Raw genomic sequence first — 14,417 nt, 5'->3', positions numbered from 1 at the left:
TCCATCTTTGGTTCGAGTGTATAATAAGCTGTGTTCTACTACAATGGGTAAACACAGTTTATTTACATTTCATTTCTTTATTAGGGCATAGTTATCCCGATTTTCTTTTTTAGGTTCGTTACCAAACGAATCTATCAGAATAATATGGTTGGCATCCCTCACCTTATAGAATATATTGTCGCCACTCGAAGGATGTGCAAGCATCAATATGTTACCGTCAAGCATATGGAAAGAACCTCTTAACTTTTCCTGCTCGTGCTGCTTTCCTTTGAATGTCTGTATCAATAAGTAGGTACCATCAGCATTTAATATGAGTGTTGTTTCCACATTCGGCGGTAATACACCGCAATAAGTTCCCGCAATAGAATCCAAATCAATCTTGTTGCTTAAAGCAGCCGTATATTCTTCGATTTTAATTGAGTCAATCTATGTATCATTTTTGTCAGTACCGCAGAATATATAAGATGTAACCAAAGCGATAACCAAAACAGTTATTATTATCAATTTCTTTTTCATAGCCGTCATAAAAGAAAATGTGTCCGCAATGTCAAACGAGTGGCATCACGGACACGGATGAATAGTTGAGAGTTGAATGAAAGTTAGTATGCTGAAACATTGTTGATGCACGGACAAGCCCTTGCGCTGTCGAATACGATGCGAAGACCGTTAGTCTTAATCTTGTCGAAGCGAAGAATGCGCTTGTACCCGTTGGTCGTTGTCTATTATTTCTGATTAATTTTCTTTTTAATTTCATTCACCTCTTTAAATAGGCTATTAGCAATGCTATCTTTAATTGCTGCCATCTGTATCATTTCGTTATGATAGCGAATTGAGTCCTCGTAAATATTTACATGAGTTCTCACTTTCTCAGTAACTTCTTTATTTGGGCATACAGAAAAGTTCTTTTCGATGTATCGAACATTTGGATCGTTAGATGGAAGAACCATCTTCAATGCCCGATACTTCAAGTCTGTCTCCTCCCAATCTTGGTGCTCTCGCCATTGGGTAAGATTGCCCCAAATGGATATGACAAGTGACAGAGCCATGCCAACAATGAAAAGAAGAACATACTTTGAAGTTGGCTCAAAGCGGTGGGTGACAACCTTCTTTTGAGGTTTGTACCCTATTGCGTGAAGTTTGTCCTGCACAACTTTTGATGTGGCATTCAGTTCTTGTTTCACCTGATTAATGGTATAAACAAGAGTTTACTTCGCTGTTCATCTTTGCTTACTTCTTTCTTGGTAAGGTCGATATAGACGCATATCGCCTCTCTTAATTTTGCCAATTTTCCAATAGTTTCCTCTTCTCTTGCAGATGCAGAAAGAATGGCTTTTTCAAGTTTGCTTGTGTCAACACTTGCAGGGCTGAGAACAGTTTCCGCTCCTGCGTTCTTTGTGGAGACAGAAAGTTCATCAACTTTCTGCTCCAATCTCTCAACTGTGCCGTAGATGGCTTCCAATAGTTCTTCTTTCATGTTCGATTCTATTTTTAAGTCTGTAACTTGCATCAAAGGCTGAAGCCCTTTCTGCGTTTTCTCTTTTTCTTCTTGGCGGATTCATCCTCTGGGAATAGCTCATAAGTTTGGGCATTAGACGGAGCGAACAAGCCGATGGAAGAAATACCACTCCAAGGGTCTTGGGTATGTTCTGCCGTTGGTTGAGTCTGTTCTACTTGGTGACAACTTAGTTGTCCTCCCTGCATAGATTCGGATCTTGGCGATACACGATTATACTCAGTGCCAAGTCTTGCATCCAACTTGACAAAGCTGTATTCTCGGCTAATCTGCGTACCCTTAAAACTATATCCATCCTTGCTAAAACGGATGCCTTGAATCTTGGCTTGCTCCTTGTCCTTATAGACAAACTCCAAGTGAACACCTCGTTTTGCAAATTCGCTTCTGAGCTTTTCCCAACTATCTGCCATTTTCAATGCGTCCTTAACAGCATTGTGAATCTCATATTTGGCTCGCTCGGCATTGCGTAATTTACGAGTATTAGTATTGCTCTTGTCCGTTCCGTAAGTAAATCCATACTTGGATTTAAGAGCCTTGGTCACTTGCTCATTACGCCTGTAATCATTCCTGTCTGATATGAGCTTGCCATCGTTATTGATGCGGTTATATACTATATGGCAATGTGGATTGTCAGTATTGTGATGCCTTACGATGATGAATTGGGTATCGGTGATGCCCATCATCTGCATGTATTCAATGGCTATCTTAGCCATGAACTCATCCGTCAAGCGTGGCTTGTCCTCGGGCTTGAAGCTCAAAGCTATATGTCCCACCGGCTTCTTAATCCTTGGATTTAGTTGCCTTTGTAGCTCAAAGCTTTGCGCCATTTCGGTATTCGTGCCGAGTAACACACCATCAGAGGCAAGGATCTTCGCCTCGTCCTTGCCTGTCACATAGCGGATGCAGCCACCAAAAGATGTGCCTTTCTTTAGCTTGCCTATCATGGTGTATCCTCCCTTCTGTTCTTTCCGCTTTGATTCGGTTTGGAATTTCCTTGCCGATACTCAACAAGGACAGTTTTCAATCTCCTCAACAAGTCCACCACATACACATGGGTTTCGTGGAAACCTCTCTGATGCGACAGCTTGGTAAGTTGGTTGAGGTTGTTCGCCATGCCAATGAGGTGCTTGGCGATGGCTACCGTCTCTGCGCTGTGTCCGCTAACCACCTCGCCGTTCAAGGCGGACTCACGGATGTACTCCGCCAACTTGCGGTTGGCTTTTCTCGCCCTCAGTCTCAATGCCTCGTAGCTTGGCTTCGAGAACTTCACCGTGACAGACTTCGACAGCTTGCGAACCCTGCCTGTGGGCGGTCTTCCGCCCTTTCTCTTGTCTTGTTCCTGTACGTTTGTCATTCGATACACTGTTTACAGTTGGTACACTCACTTTCTGCGACCGTCGGGAGCAAAATTTCTCCGCCCTCATGGTGGAGCGAGGCGTTCTGGGGGTCCCAAAACATAACCTCGCTCCCTCTCAGAACACGTTAGTTGGAACTACAGCCTTTCAGCTATCCACGTCCAAGGTCGCAGACCTTAATTCTCACAATTTGCGCCAAGCCTCGAAGTCCTCTTCATAAAGGCTTAGGTGGTGGCGCACGATGTTCTCGATGATGCCCGATACGCTCATGCGTCTCCCTCCGAGGATGCGGACGACACGATCAAGACGGTCTCGCACATCGGAACTGACAAAGACTGGCTTGCGGTCGTCAATCCTTGGAACTTGGAGGAAGGTCTGCTGATACTCCTCCAATGTCGCCTTGCGCTGCTTGCCACTGATGCGCTTCTGCGGATTCGGTGGCGATTGAACCTCGTTCGTCAGCTCGTCCTCCATGTTGGAGGTTGTTGCAGCCACATTCTCTGTCACAACTTCTAAATCGGAGTTCTCCACCTCTTCAAAGAAAGAGCTATGTTTTTGGGCATAGTCTTTACCATAAGTGGATGGTTGAAGCGAAGCCATCACCTCCTGTGTCATTTTCTCCTGCTGTTCAGGAAACATTTTCGTTTCTTTTGTTCTTGCCATAGCTTAACTTGTTTAAATTGTTGGTATAGTGGTCACGGTATGCACCATTGACCGATTGTCGGCTGCAAAGTAAGTATACTGAGTGCTGCCATGCAACTGATTGGGTGTAACGTGGCAATTTAGTTGTGGCTTGCTTGTGGGTGAATGAGAACAGCTGTGATAACTTCAACGTATTTCTCAACTCATCATTGTTCATGTATTCGTTGCAGTCGTGCAAGTTTTTCTTGTTGTTTTTGGCGTTGAAGTCGGCAAACCCCGGCAACATACTGCCACAGAAATTGAAAACGCTTGTTTTTAGATTGCCGTGCCTTATCTTTGCACTCACAAACGTGGAGCACAGCATATGCGTGGAGCTTTGCGACATACAACATAGTATTAACTTAGAAAAAAGAAAAGTATGGGATTCATCGTATTCGAGGAAGAGGCATTCAACTATCTTGATGCCCAGTTGGAGAACTTCGTGAAGCGCATGGACAGAATCCGTGAGCGCAGTGAGGACAAGACCATGAACAAGTGGCTCGACACGCAGGACGTGTGTCAGACGCTCAACATCTGCCCACGGACAGTGCAGACGCTTCGGGACAACGGAACTTTGGCTTATACGCAAATCAGCCACAAGACCTACTACAAGCCGGAGGACGTGATGGCTATCGTAGCAGTAGTGGAGGACAAGAAAAAGGACATGCGCTTTCGCAAGCGCACAGGTTAGGCTGTCAATATACAACAGCCACTTAATCCAATGCAGCAAGTAAAACGAGTAACGTAAGTATCAACAATAAAACGAGACAACTATGAGCAATGAAGTAATGACAAGAAACAGCGAGTGGATGAACCACATCGTGAACCACCTCAACCGAATGGTTGACAATTTTGAACGTGCCGTGATGAACTACCGTCCCATGCTTGATGGTGAGCGCTTCATGACGGACAAGGAGCTTTGTGCCAGGCTGCAACTGAGCCGAAGAACCCTGCAGGACTACCGAAACAACGGTGTCATCCCGTATATCCAGCTTGGCGGAAAGATACTCTACCGCGAGTCCGACATTCAGAAGATTCTGATGGCTAACTATCGTGAGGCGTACAGAATGAAGGGCTTGTAGGAGAAATACATGTCCTTGATGAGTGGGGTGAAATGAACAAGGCGACAACGTATAACTTACCGAGCGTGGTTGTTATAGGTTGTCGCCTCGTTTTATTGGCTATACCGAGTTGGTCGTGTTTGCCGGGTATCATTTGTGTTACCTGTATAAATCTAATACCATGCTAAAACACACTGCGGTGGTTCGCCCAAGTGGCTGGAGGCGCAAAGCCTCCAAGGAACGTTGCTTTATGGCAGGTCTATGCCATTGCGTTCTCTGTAAAGATACAGACCAGTTTCGTGCGGCTTGTCTGCTTGCCGATGACGGACTGCATGATGAACTCCCGAAAGGCTCTGCTCTCAATGCTGTCAATACGGAAGGCTACCGCAATGACGAGTTCAAGGCTATACACATCATAGCTGATGCGGTCGTTCTTCCTGACATGACGGTGTACACCCTGCTCTTTCAGAATGCCATCCTTGAATATAGCCTTGACAGCCTTGCGCACATAGCAGCCGAACACATTATACATGTCGGCAATCTCCTGCATGGTCATCCATACAGTATCGGTCGGCATGGATACCGTTCCGCTCTCGCTGATAGTTATAACTCCTCTGTTCATTTTCCAATAGTTTTTTCGTTCGACAATCTGTTCCTTTCTCGCTTGGCAATAAGCTTATCCATGTCATTTGAAATCTTCTGCTCCGTCACCTGCGCATAGACCTGTGTGCTTGTAATGTCTGCGTGTCCCATCATCTTGGCTATGCTGCCGATGGGAATTTCCTCGTTGAGCATCAAGACTCCGAATGTATGGCGGCTGGCGTGGAATCCCAACTTATTACTTATGCCAAGCACCATTCCAAGGGTATGCACATCAAGATAGATGTCTTTCTTCTCACCCAGTGGAAAAACAGGCTTGCTGTCGTCCGTGGTATTGTAGAGCGAAAGAATCTTCTCGGCTATCGGATGGAGTGGCACGAAGAACTCCACGCCTGTCTTCTCTCTTTCCTTGCGGATGAACTTCCTACCCTCAGAGTTCTCACTGATATGGTGAGGGTACAGTTTCTTTACATCTATATAGGATAAGGAGGTGAGCGAGGCAAAAATGAAACATCTGCGTGCAAGCTCCGTTCGCTCGTCAGCCATCGGGGTAGAGAGCATCTTGATGAAGTCTGCCTTGCTGATATGGGTCATCTTCGGGGCTGCCTTCTTCTCATACCCTATCTTGGCTATGGGATTGAAGCGGACAATGCTCCTGTCCACTGCCTTGTACATCAACATGTTCAGCCATAGAAGGCAATGGTTCACGTAGCTGTCGATGCGTCCCTGGTCTCGTTTCAGGAATAGCTTGTATTCCTCCCCGAAATTCTCGTCTATGTCCTCAAAGGCGATGTCGTCCTTATCCAACGAATGGACAAAGGCTCTCAGGTTCTTCTGCCATGTCCGCTTGTGCAGAAAGGTTTGTCTGGCTTTTGAGGTTCGATACCATTCCACGATGGTATCACCAAAGTTCAGCAAGAACCTTCCTGTCGTGTCCTTGTCCTTCAACACAGCCTTCAGCATTTCCACGGTGATGATGCCATTGGTGGTAAGAAGTGAGTTGTATTTATCCTTGACCTCAGCAAGGAAACTTGCCAATCGTCCGTTGTCCCTTGCGTTCCGTACCTCTCCCTTCTTGGCGTTCCACTCCTGTGGGGTACAGGATATGCCTGTGGAAATGGCTGCGCTTTTGCCGTCAACGGTGATGCGGCAAAGTATGTTGGCTGTTCCGTCTGCCTTCACCTTCTGTCTGTTGATGTAAGGCAAAATTGAAAATGTACTTCTGCTCATAGTTGTTGTCCTTATAATATAATAATGTAGTTGAAACTGTAAAAAGAAAAGTTGAAAGCCTTGTTCATAATGCGAGAATAAAGTCCTTCCCGGTTGCAGCGATGAACTTGTCCATGTCCTCAAACAGCTTCTTCTGGGTTACTCTCGCATACCGCTGCGTCATCTTCACATCCTTGTGACCGAGCATCTTGCAGATGGTCTCCATCGGCACACCAGCCTCCAGCGTAATGAGGCTGGCGAACGAGTGTCGTCCCGAATGGTAGGAATAGGTCTTGCTCGTTTCCGCCAACTTGCAGATGGTGATGAGATCGATACGAACACGATTCGTGCTCAGCAATGGGAAAAGGGTATCTCTTGCCCCGTCCTCGTATTTCGCCACCAGCTCCAACGCTTCGGACAGGAGTTTCACCCTGGCAAGTGTTCCGGTCTTCTTGCGGTTATAGATGAGCCATTTGTCACCATCCTCCAACACCTTGACATTGGCTTTCGTGATGGAAACGGTGTCTATGAAGGCTGTTCCTGCATAGCAGGCGAAAAGAAACAGGTCACGGCTAACGGATAGTCTCGGCTTGTCTTCGGGCAGTTCCGCATCACGGATTTTTATGAAATCAGACATGCTGAGAGCCTTGGGTGTCGTAACCTTTGGAGTGCCAACCCGATAATGGGCGAACAGCAGGTTCTTGCACAAGCCTCGCTCAAAGGCGATGCGGCACATCTTCTTGAAGAGCGACACATAGATGGTGATGGTTCCTGATGAAAAGCCTTTCTCGTCAAGCAGGTAATGGTGAAAGTCACTGATGAAAGGCTCGGTCAGCTGTCCGAAAGCCAAATCAGTCAACCTATACTTCTCCCCGATGAACTCAGCGAGATTCTTGCGAATCTTTCTGTAAGTCCAGACACTGCTCTTCGACATATCGATGCCCTCATGGGTACTGAGTTCACTGATATGCTCGTCCACGAAGGAGAGAAGGGTGGTCTGTGTCTTGACGCTGCCCTGCAAAGCCTCCTTGACATCCTTAGCCTCGAAGTCCGTTCTCTTTTCCACAAGCACATCGAAAGCCTTTTGGATGGAAAGCAACAACTGCTCGATGTCCTTGTTGGTCTCCACGGCTTCCTTGCTCTTGCCCTCCAATCGGCTGGCACGAGGATTCCAAAGCGATGGAGTGCAAGACAACTTGCAGGAGAACTGCGCCATAGTCCTGTTCACCGTGATGCGTCCCATGATGGGAGCTTTTCCATTCTTGTCCATTCCGCTCTTTTTCAGGTAGAGCAACACCTTGAATTTTTCGATTTTCATAACGCTTACATTTTGAGTGTGCAAATATAATCATTTTGTAAGCGTTCCTTGATACGCAAAACATTGAGAATCAGCGCAATAAAATCCGTTGATGCACAAAGTTGCCTTTCCGCATTGTTACCTGCTTTGCATAGGTAACTGTGGCTCACGATTTAGTAACTGAACTACTTCAATATTCCTCACTCGCTTGCTTTATGCCGATTTGGCAACTTTGTGCAAATCTACTCATTCCCAACTGTTTACGTTCCAACCTCTCTTATTCTCCTTTGGCTGCTTTAGAGCTTTATGTTAATAATCCTAAGTCATAGTTTTGTGGGGCGGAAAACATAGGTTCTTATGTGCTAAATCATAGTTTCTCGGGTGCTAGGTTATAGTTTCTCGGATAACAGGTCCTCGTCTCAATCCGTAACCCCCTTTTTCTTCTTCTTCCTTTCTCATAAAAAATAACACGGACAAATAGAATTTGTCCGGACAAATTGTCTGGAGCGTCATAACGTGTTGTTTTTCTGGTACTTATAAGCCTGCCGGACAACCATCCGGACAAATTCAATTTGTCCGTGTTTTAAAAATATTCCCGTTAAATTCTTTGGTGTCTTACCCGTAATCCATTGACTATTAGTTAATTCGTAATAAAAATGCTAGTTTTAAACAACTTTGTTTTAAACAACCTTGTTTAATTTGTTTTTTTTTTGCTATCTTTGCAGAAGTTCTGTATCTGCAGCCAATGTAACCCGCCTCAAGAAGTCCTTGATGGTGAAAGATCTGATTACAATACCTGCTCCTAAGCATCTGGAAATGAGTGACCCCATCTTGGCGTTGTGGCTCAAGAGAAGAGTGTGGAAGGAATCATAAAAGGATAAAGCCCCTTCTGTATTCCGGGTATATGAAAAACTGGGATGCGGAAGGGGCTTTTGGGGAATTTACCTTTTCTTATTTAAAGAACCTGTTGAGCTGTTTGATGGTCTGGTCGAACTGCTTGGCTGGCAGACGGTAGTTCTTTACAGGATTCATGTGGGCATCATAAACATCCAGGGCACCATCGGCAGTCTTCTCCAGAATGGTGTCGTTGTTGATGATGAAGGCATAGTTCAGATTGCTGCCTACTACATGCCATAGTCTAGGCGTCTTATCTGTCATCATTCTGCCCATCGAATAATCGGCAGGATTGTTCTTTCATAATAGATAGAATCCTTTCTAGACATTAATCCTTAGATTTTAACAGAGAAAAATACTTGTCCAGAACCATCAGCGAGATGATGTCCTCACGTTGCTTATCCTTGAATTGCTCTACATATTCATGAGCGTGGTTGATGATAGCTTGCGCTTCATCTGGATGAGCAGTATAATAGTCCATCTTTTCCTCAAGATCAGAGAAATCAGGCTTTACTTCTATATAATGATAGTCTGGCTTCAGAGTTCCTTCCATAAACCAAGTTTCATAATATGGCTTAGGCATCACGGCGATGGAATTGGAAGACATAATCCATTTAAGATTGCTTGCCACGTCATTTCCCTCCAGCGCCATCACGTATTTGTATTTCAGATGGTCGTAGATGGAAATCTTGTCGCTCTTCCATTCTGGCTTAATCAGATCTATGGTTCCGATATCGAAGCGAGGATTTCCGAAAAACTTCTCTACGAATTGCACACGGATGTCCTTGCAGGCTATTTTTCCTCTGAAGATAGCCTGGTCTTTCTTTTCTGCAAATGAAAGCTTGTCCTTCACGAAGATGAAATGGCGTACCTTGTCCATCTTGAGCAATACGGAGTTCTGGTTTTCTCCATGAATTGGGCGGCTTTTTACAATGGTAGGAATATCTTCCACATACGTGATGTCACCAGGGAGGAGATTCCATTTGTTATTGCCGTCAAAACAGCGGGCATATTCCAAAGTATCCAGATAATATACCTTCTGGCGGGTCATCGGCTGTTCTGCAACTTTAACAGCTTCTTTGTCCCATAAATCTTTGTTGAGAAGGATATTATCTTCTGTAAGCTTGTTGTAGTAGTTTACCCGGTTCAGGATATAATCGTAGTCTTTGCGTTTCTTGGCTTTGTCAAGTAAATGCTGCCCCCTCCATATCAAGATGCAGGCAGGTGTATACAGACGAGCGTATTCCTTGATGTAATACCAGGGTTTGCTGTTTTTTCCGCTATGGAATTTATATTTCAATTTTTGAATATTCATAGGATTTCTTTTTGTTTATGAAAACGATGATGATGTTATTGGGTACAAAAATACGAAATATACTTTAATCTTGCAAGAAAATGGATAAAAAAAGCAAGTATCAATGAAGGAAGAAAGATAATCTTCCTAAAATTTGGCGTTTCTGATAGTTTTTCGTATCTTTGCAACCTATGAGATACTAGGAAGGTATCTTGTTAAAGAATATAAAAGAATTGTATGTTAGAAGTACGTGATAGATTAAACTTCGAGGATTATCTGGATTCACTCTTGAATAGCGTAGAGAGTGATGACTTGGAGTTTAAAAGTGCTGCCGGTGGATTTCCTGGTAGCTTTTGGGATACCTATTCAGCCTTCGCCAATAGCGAAGGAGGAGTTATCGTGCTTGGAGTTATAGAAAGAAAAGGTAAGTTCTATATAGATAATCTATCTGATGAACAGATAGAGAAATATACCAAGGACTTTTGGAATAATGTGAATAATCGAGCTACGGTTAGTTGTAACCTGTTAAAAACAGAAGATGTCGTGGTAGAAGATTACAATGGTCACAAACTTATGTTATTCTTTATTCCTCGTGCATCCAGAGAACAGCGTCCTGTTTATAGAACATCCCAGCCCTATAATGGTACTTTTAAGCGCAATCATGAAGGTGATTATAAATGTACGGAGCGAGAAGTGCAGCGTATGTTTTCAGATGCGAATGTTTCTAATCCCGCTGATAGCCGCATTTTGAGAAATTATTCATTGGATGATTTAGATATGGAGTCTGTTGCTCAATATCGGCAATTATTTAAGTTAGCCAAGCCAGATCATCCTTGGTCTGTTTTGTCTGATTTTGAATTTCTTAAAAAGATAGGTGCTTATCGTACTGATCGTGGAACGAAAGAAGAAGGTTTTACTGTGGCAGGAGTTTTGATGTTTGGTAAAGAAGATGCCATTACTGATAATGAATGTTGCCCCGACTTCTTTCCTGATTACCAAGAAAAGCTGTCAGATAATCCTGAGATACGATGGACCAATCGTATTTGTCCTGATGGAACTTGGGAGGCAAATTTATTCCAATTCTATCTTCGTGTTCTTCCAAGATTATCAGCGGTCTTGCCAAAACCTTTCATCTTGGAGGGCAATATTCGTCGTGATGAAACTCCTGCGCATGTGGCTGTTCGCGAAGCTCTGGTGAATTTTTGTATTCATACCGATTATTCGGAAAATGCAACAATGGTAGTGCGATTGTATAGCAATAAAATTGTTTTTACTAACCCGGGAACTCTGTTGGTTTCTAAAATGCAATATTATGGAGAAAGTGCTAGCGTATGTCGCAACAAGACTCTTCAAAAGATGTTTATGTTGATTGGCTCTGCTGAAAAAGCGGGAAGTGGAGTTGATAAGATATTGGCTGGTTGGCGATTTGCAAATTGGAGAGCACCTATGTTGAGAACATTAAGTCAGCCTGACTTAGTGGAACTCACAATGATGATGGAGTCGATGATGGATGAAGGAACAAAGGAAAGATTGGTTCTGATATATGGAACAGAAGTTTTTTCTTTGGGACATGAACGCCTGTTGACTCTTAATGCAACTTGTACAGATGGATATATTACAAATGAGAGCTTAAGGGTTGTCCTTAACCAGCATAAGGCAGAAGTTGCCGATTTGTTGAAAGATATGTGTAAGCATAAATTGCTGGTTCAAGAGGGATACGGTAGAGGAACCAAGTATCGGTTGCCTATGAATGCTAAGGTTGCAAGTTCCGGCTCTAAGGTTGCAAGTTCCGAGTCTAATATTGCAAGTTCTGGGGCTAATATTGCAAGTTCCGAGTCTAATATTGCAAGCTCTGGGGCTAATATTGCAAGCTCTGGGGCTAATATTGCAAGTTCTGGGGCTAATATTGCAAGTGCTCGTGTAAAACAAAGAATGTCTTATCAAAATTTAAAGACTTTGATTTGTTCTGTTTGTTCTGAGTGGCTATCTTTAGATGAATTATCGGCAATTGTAAGGCGAGATAAAATTTATTTAAGAAATTTTATAATTCCTAAGATGTTAGAAGATAATAGCCTGGAAATGCTATTCCCTGGTGTTCCTAACCATCCTAGGCAAAAATATAAAAGTACTATAAAGAAATGAAGATAAAGATAAACCCAAAATACGAAGAGATGAGAAGTTTCATCGAACGCATCCCGGATGTGTTCGAGCAGGAGGGACGTTGTATCTTTGAAGGACGAAATGTTATCAAGGCTTTTCATGTAAAGTTTGATGGAAAAGAGAAAGAAGTTGTGGTGAAGAGATACAAGCAGCCTAATTTCATTCAGAAGATAGGATATAGCTTCTTCCGCTCTACCAAGGCTTTCCGTGCCTATGAGAATGCCCTTAGGCTGATGGCAGATGGCTTTGCCACTCCCGAAGGCTTTGGATATATTGAAACGAGGGTAAAGGGACTTATTGACTATTGCTACTTTGTCTCTGATATAGATAACAGTATGCCTATCAACGATCAGTTGAACTCCCCAGAGGAATTCAACAGGGTGATGGCGGCAGATTATGCGCACTTTGTGAATCGATTGCACCAGAAAGGCATCATCGATATTGACTTGAATGCCGGCAATGTGCTGTATCAGCTTCAGGCTGATGGTCATTATACGTTCTCGCTTATCGATATCAATCGTATGAGGTTTTACTCAGGCTATCCGCCGATGAAGGAATGTGTGGAAAACCTGACGAGGTTTACCGGAAGAATGGATGTCTTCGAGTGTGTGGCACGAGAGTATGTGAAACTGCGGGGAATGGATGAGAAAATATTACAAAAAATAATAGGAGCAAAGAAGATACACGATTGGCGATGGGCACATCGCAAAGGTATCTTGCATTATTTTAAACACAAAAAGTTAGGTTTATGAAAACAACATTATTGATTACGACTTACAATTGGCCTAAAGCCTTAGAACTCGTGTTGTATAGCGTGTTGCATCAGCATGTTATGCCTGATGAAGTTGTTATTGCTGACGATGGTTCTACCGAAGAGACTAAAAAACTGATAGACCGTTATGCTGATAAAATGCCAGTACCGGTAATTTGGGTTTGGCAGGAAGATAAGGGATTCAGAAGAACTTCCATTTTGAATAAGGCAATAGCAAAGGCTACGGGTGATTATATCATCCAAGTTGATGGAGATGTTGTTTTGAGTTCTCATTTTGTAGAAGACCATATAGAAATGGCTCAGAAAGGATGTTTCGTCTGTGGAAGTAGAGTGCTGCTGTCTGCCCAGATTTCCAAAAAGATTTTGGATACAAAGGTAGTCAATGTGAATCTTTGGAACATGCCTTTCAGTTATGTAAGCAACAGCTTCCGTTCTCATGTGTTCCGCAGATTGCTGGCTTTTCGCTATGCCCGTAGAATCGACCATCTCAGAGGTTGCAACATGGCTTATTGGAAAGAGGATGCCATCAAGGTAAATGGTTACAATGAGGATCTGTTGGAATGGGGACATGAGGATGCCGAGTTTGCCTATCGCCTGCATTTTGCTGGCGTTCGGAAGAAGGCGCTGAAGATGGGAGGAATCATGTACCATCTTTATCACAAGGAGGCGTCTAAAGCCCAAGAGAACATGCATAAAGATGTTTTGAACCAGGTGAAGAAGGAGCGTTTGGTTCGTTGCACAAATGGTATCGATCAATATTTATAGAGCATAGATATATGGATAAGACAAGTGTAGAACAAGAGCAGGGAAATGGCATCTCGGTGGTTATTAATACCTATAATGCCTCCTGCCATCTTCAGCAGGTGCTGGATACAGTGAAGGGCTTTGACGAGGTGGTTGTCTGCGACATGGAAAGTACTGACGACACCTTGGATATAGCAAAGCGTAATGGTTGCAAGATAGTTGTCTTTCCTAGAGGAAACTATCAGATTTGTGAACCGGCACGTCAGACTGCCATAGATGCTGCTTCCTGCAAGTGGGTATTGGTGGTTGATGCTGATGAACTGGTAACTCCAGAACTGAAGGAATATCTTTATTCCCTGATAGAGAAGGAGAATGCTCCACAGGGTTTGTATGTTCCACGCAAGAGTCGCTTTATGGGACGATTCATGCACTGTTTCTATCCCGACTACCAGTTGCGTTTCTTTATCAGGAAGGATACCGTATGGCCAGCCATCATTCATGCCGATCCTGTTATCAAGGGCAGAATAGAAAAGATACCGGCGGCTCATGCTGATATGGCACTTGTTCATCTGGCAGATGACAGTATTGCCAGCAGGATGGGAAAGATCAACCAGTATACAGCTAACGAGATAGAAAAGAAGAAAGATCGCAATTATGGAATGGCAGCTTTGTTCTATCGTCCGTTGGTGCGTTTCTTCCGTGCTTATATTCAGAAGGGTGGCTTCCGTGATGGTAAGGAAGGATTTGTATGTGCCTGCTATGAAGGCATCTATCAGTTTGTTGCTGTCAGCAAGATTATAGAAGATCGCTTGAAACATAAAAAAGGTAAGTAGTAGT

16 protein-coding genes and 1 pseudogene are annotated in these 14,417 nt (G+C 43.7%); 6 read left to right on the top strand and 11 right to left on the bottom strand.

Annotation, left to right across the window (positions count from 1 at the left end; all coding sequences use genetic code 11):
• Positions 1-69 precede the first annotated feature (69 nt).
• The 6 genes and pseudogenes from ONT19_RS11750 to ONT19_RS11725 form a co-directional block, all read right to left on the bottom strand.
• Positions 70-372 (bottom strand): copper resistance protein NlpE, encoded by a 303-nt coding sequence (locus tag ONT19_RS11750; RefSeq protein ID WP_259297502.1) that lies wholly within the window; start codon positions 370-372, stop codon positions 70-72.
• A 350-nt stretch (positions 373-722) separates the two neighbouring features.
• A pseudogene (locus ONT19_RS11745) lies at positions 723-1,474 on the bottom strand (hypothetical protein).
• Between the two features lie 32 nt (positions 1,475-1,506).
• Entirely contained in the window at positions 1,507-2,457 is a 951-nt protein-coding gene (locus ONT19_RS11740) for a relaxase/mobilization nuclease domain-containing protein (protein WP_264952036.1), read from the bottom strand.
• A complete protein-coding gene (locus tag ONT19_RS11735; protein ID WP_264964886.1) occupies positions 2,454-2,867 on the bottom strand; it encodes a plasmid mobilization protein in 414 nt (137 codons plus the stop codon). The genes ONT19_RS11740 and ONT19_RS11735 overlap by 4 nt, the downstream gene beginning before the upstream one ends.
• 184 nt (positions 2,868-3,051) lie before the next feature.
• Positions 3,052-3,531 carry a DUF3408 domain-containing protein gene (locus tag ONT19_RS11730; protein WP_153096049.1) on the bottom strand — a complete coding sequence of 160 codons (480 nt, stop codon included), beginning with the start codon at positions 3,529-3,531 and terminating at the stop codon, positions 3,052-3,054.
• Positions 3,497-3,796, bottom strand: a complete 300-nt coding sequence (locus ONT19_RS11725) for a hypothetical protein (RefSeq protein WP_237472422.1) — start codon at positions 3,794-3,796, stop codon at positions 3,497-3,499. The genes ONT19_RS11730 and ONT19_RS11725 overlap by 35 nt, the downstream gene beginning before the upstream one ends.
• Before the next feature lie 132 nt (positions 3,797-3,928).
• Here ONT19_RS11725 and ONT19_RS11720 point away from each other — a divergent pair, with 132 nt between their 5' ends.
• Positions 3,929-4,240, top strand: coding sequence for a helix-turn-helix domain-containing protein (locus ONT19_RS11720; protein ID WP_008656559.1), 312 nt, complete (start codon positions 3,929-3,931; stop codon positions 4,238-4,240).
• Positions 4,241-4,322: 82 nt separating this feature from the next.
• Positions 4,323-4,631, top strand: a complete 309-nt coding sequence (locus tag ONT19_RS11715) for a helix-turn-helix domain-containing protein (protein ID WP_025066990.1) — start codon at positions 4,323-4,325, stop codon at positions 4,629-4,631.
• 238 nt (positions 4,632-4,869) lie between these two features.
• On the opposite strand, the gene ONT19_RS11710 is transcribed toward ONT19_RS11715, so the two are convergent.
• The 5 genes from ONT19_RS11710 to ONT19_RS11690 all read right to left on the bottom strand — a co-directional run bounded on the left by ONT19_RS11710 (position 4,870) and on the right by ONT19_RS11690 (position 9,925).
• Positions 4,870-5,232 carry a hypothetical protein gene (locus ONT19_RS11710; RefSeq protein WP_264952122.1) on the bottom strand — a complete coding sequence of 121 codons (363 nt, stop codon included), beginning with the start codon at positions 5,230-5,232 and terminating at the stop codon, positions 4,870-4,872.
• Positions 5,229-6,440: a site-specific integrase gene (locus tag ONT19_RS11705; RefSeq protein WP_264952032.1), complete on the bottom strand. Its 1,212-nt coding sequence runs from the start codon at positions 6,438-6,440 to the stop codon at positions 5,229-5,231. Before ONT19_RS11705 ends, ONT19_RS11710 begins: the two co-directional genes overlap by 4 nt.
• A 64-nt stretch (positions 6,441-6,504) precedes the next feature.
• A complete protein-coding gene (locus tag ONT19_RS11700; RefSeq protein ID WP_264964885.1) occupies positions 6,505-7,737 on the bottom strand; it encodes a phage integrase SAM-like domain-containing protein in 1,233 nt (410 codons plus the stop codon).
• 930 nt (positions 7,738-8,667) lie between these two features.
• Positions 8,668-8,877 carry a hypothetical protein gene (locus ONT19_RS11695; protein WP_147379996.1) on the bottom strand — a complete coding sequence of 70 codons (210 nt, stop codon included), beginning with the start codon at positions 8,875-8,877 and terminating at the stop codon, positions 8,668-8,670.
• A 61-nt stretch (positions 8,878-8,938) separates the two neighbouring features.
• Positions 8,939-9,925, bottom strand: a complete 987-nt coding sequence (locus ONT19_RS11690; RefSeq protein WP_117693239.1) for a glycosyl transferase family 90 — start codon at positions 9,923-9,925, stop codon at positions 8,939-8,941.
• Positions 9,926-10,141: 216 nt separating this feature from the next.
• On the opposite strand from ONT19_RS11690, the gene ONT19_RS11685 reads away from it, so the two are divergent.
• The 4 genes from ONT19_RS11685 to ONT19_RS11670 are packed head-to-tail and all read left to right on the top strand — an operon-like array spanning position 10,142 to position 14,413.
• Positions 10,142-12,046, top strand: a complete 1,905-nt coding sequence (locus ONT19_RS11685) for an RNA-binding domain-containing protein (RefSeq protein WP_264952030.1) — start codon at positions 10,142-10,144, stop codon at positions 12,044-12,046.
• Complete coding sequence (locus ONT19_RS11680) at positions 12,043-12,816, top strand: lipopolysaccharide kinase InaA family protein (RefSeq protein ID WP_117728778.1); 774 nt, start codon at positions 12,043-12,045, stop codon at positions 12,814-12,816. The genes ONT19_RS11685 and ONT19_RS11680 overlap by 4 nt, the downstream gene beginning before the upstream one ends.
• On the top strand, positions 12,813-13,601 hold the full coding sequence (locus ONT19_RS11675; RefSeq protein WP_117728779.1) for a glycosyltransferase family 2 protein: 789 nt from the start codon (positions 12,813-12,815) through the stop codon (positions 13,599-13,601). The genes ONT19_RS11680 and ONT19_RS11675 overlap by 4 nt, the downstream gene beginning before the upstream one ends.
• Before the next feature lie 11 nt (positions 13,602-13,612).
• The gene (locus ONT19_RS11670) at positions 13,613-14,413 is read left to right on the top strand and encodes a glycosyltransferase family 2 protein (RefSeq protein ID WP_117728781.1); all 801 of its coding nucleotides are present in this window, start codon (positions 13,613-13,615) and stop codon (positions 14,411-14,413) included.
• Positions 14,414-14,417 lie beyond the last annotated feature (4 nt).

Origin of the sequence: Segatella copri (assembly GCF_026015625.1) — a bacterium.
In the GTDB taxonomy this organism is placed as follows: Bacteria; Bacteroidota; Bacteroidia; order Bacteroidales; family Bacteroidaceae; genus Prevotella; species Prevotella copri_H.
This window is presented reverse-complemented; position numbering and strand designations above follow the sequence as displayed.

Bases quoted from the DNA above. Each gene is read 5' to 3' on its own strand.
- ONT19_RS11740 (WP_264952036.1), bottom strand. From the start codon at position 2,457: ATGATAGGCAAGCTAAAGAAAGGCACATCTTTTGGTGGCTGCATCCGC.
- ONT19_RS11700 (WP_264964885.1), bottom strand. From the start codon at position 7,737: ATGAAAATCGAAAAATTCAAGGTGTTGCTCTACCTGAAAAAGAGCGGA.
- ONT19_RS11725 (WP_237472422.1), bottom strand. From the start codon at position 3,796: ATGTTGCCGGGGTTTGCCGACTTCAACGCCAAAAACAACAAGAAAAAC.
- ONT19_RS11720 (WP_008656559.1), top strand. From the start codon at position 3,929: ATGGGATTCATCGTATTCGAGGAAGAGGCATTCAACTATCTTGATGCC.
- ONT19_RS11670 (WP_117728781.1), top strand. From the start codon at position 13,613: ATGGATAAGACAAGTGTAGAACAAGAGCAGGGAAATGGCATCTCGGTG.
- ONT19_RS11695 (WP_147379996.1), bottom strand. From the start codon at position 8,877: ATGATGACAGATAAGACGCCTAGACTATGGCATGTAGTAGGCAGCAAT.
- ONT19_RS11710 (WP_264952122.1), bottom strand. From the start codon at position 5,232: ATGAACAGAGGAGTTATAACTATCAGCGAGAGCGGAACGGTATCCATG.
- ONT19_RS11730 (WP_153096049.1), bottom strand. From the start codon at position 3,531: ATGGCAAGAACAAAAGAAACGAAAATGTTTCCTGAACAGCAGGAGAAA.
- ONT19_RS11735 (WP_264964886.1), bottom strand. From the start codon at position 2,867: ATGACAAACGTACAGGAACAAGACAAGAGAAAGGGCGGAAGACCGCCC.
- ONT19_RS11705 (WP_264952032.1), bottom strand. From the start codon at position 6,440: ATGAGCAGAAGTACATTTTCAATTTTGCCTTACATCAACAGACAGAAG.
- ONT19_RS11685 (WP_264952030.1), top strand. From the start codon at position 10,142: ATGTTAGAAGTACGTGATAGATTAAACTTCGAGGATTATCTGGATTCA.
- ONT19_RS11690 (WP_117693239.1), bottom strand. From the start codon at position 9,925: ATGAATATTCAAAAATTGAAATATAAATTCCATAGCGGAAAAAACAGC.
- ONT19_RS11675 (WP_117728779.1), top strand. From the start codon at position 12,813: ATGAAAACAACATTATTGATTACGACTTACAATTGGCCTAAAGCCTTA.
- ONT19_RS11680 (WP_117728778.1), top strand. From the start codon at position 12,043: ATGAAGATAAAGATAAACCCAAAATACGAAGAGATGAGAAGTTTCATC.
- ONT19_RS11715 (WP_025066990.1), top strand. From the start codon at position 4,323: ATGAGCAATGAAGTAATGACAAGAAACAGCGAGTGGATGAACCACATC.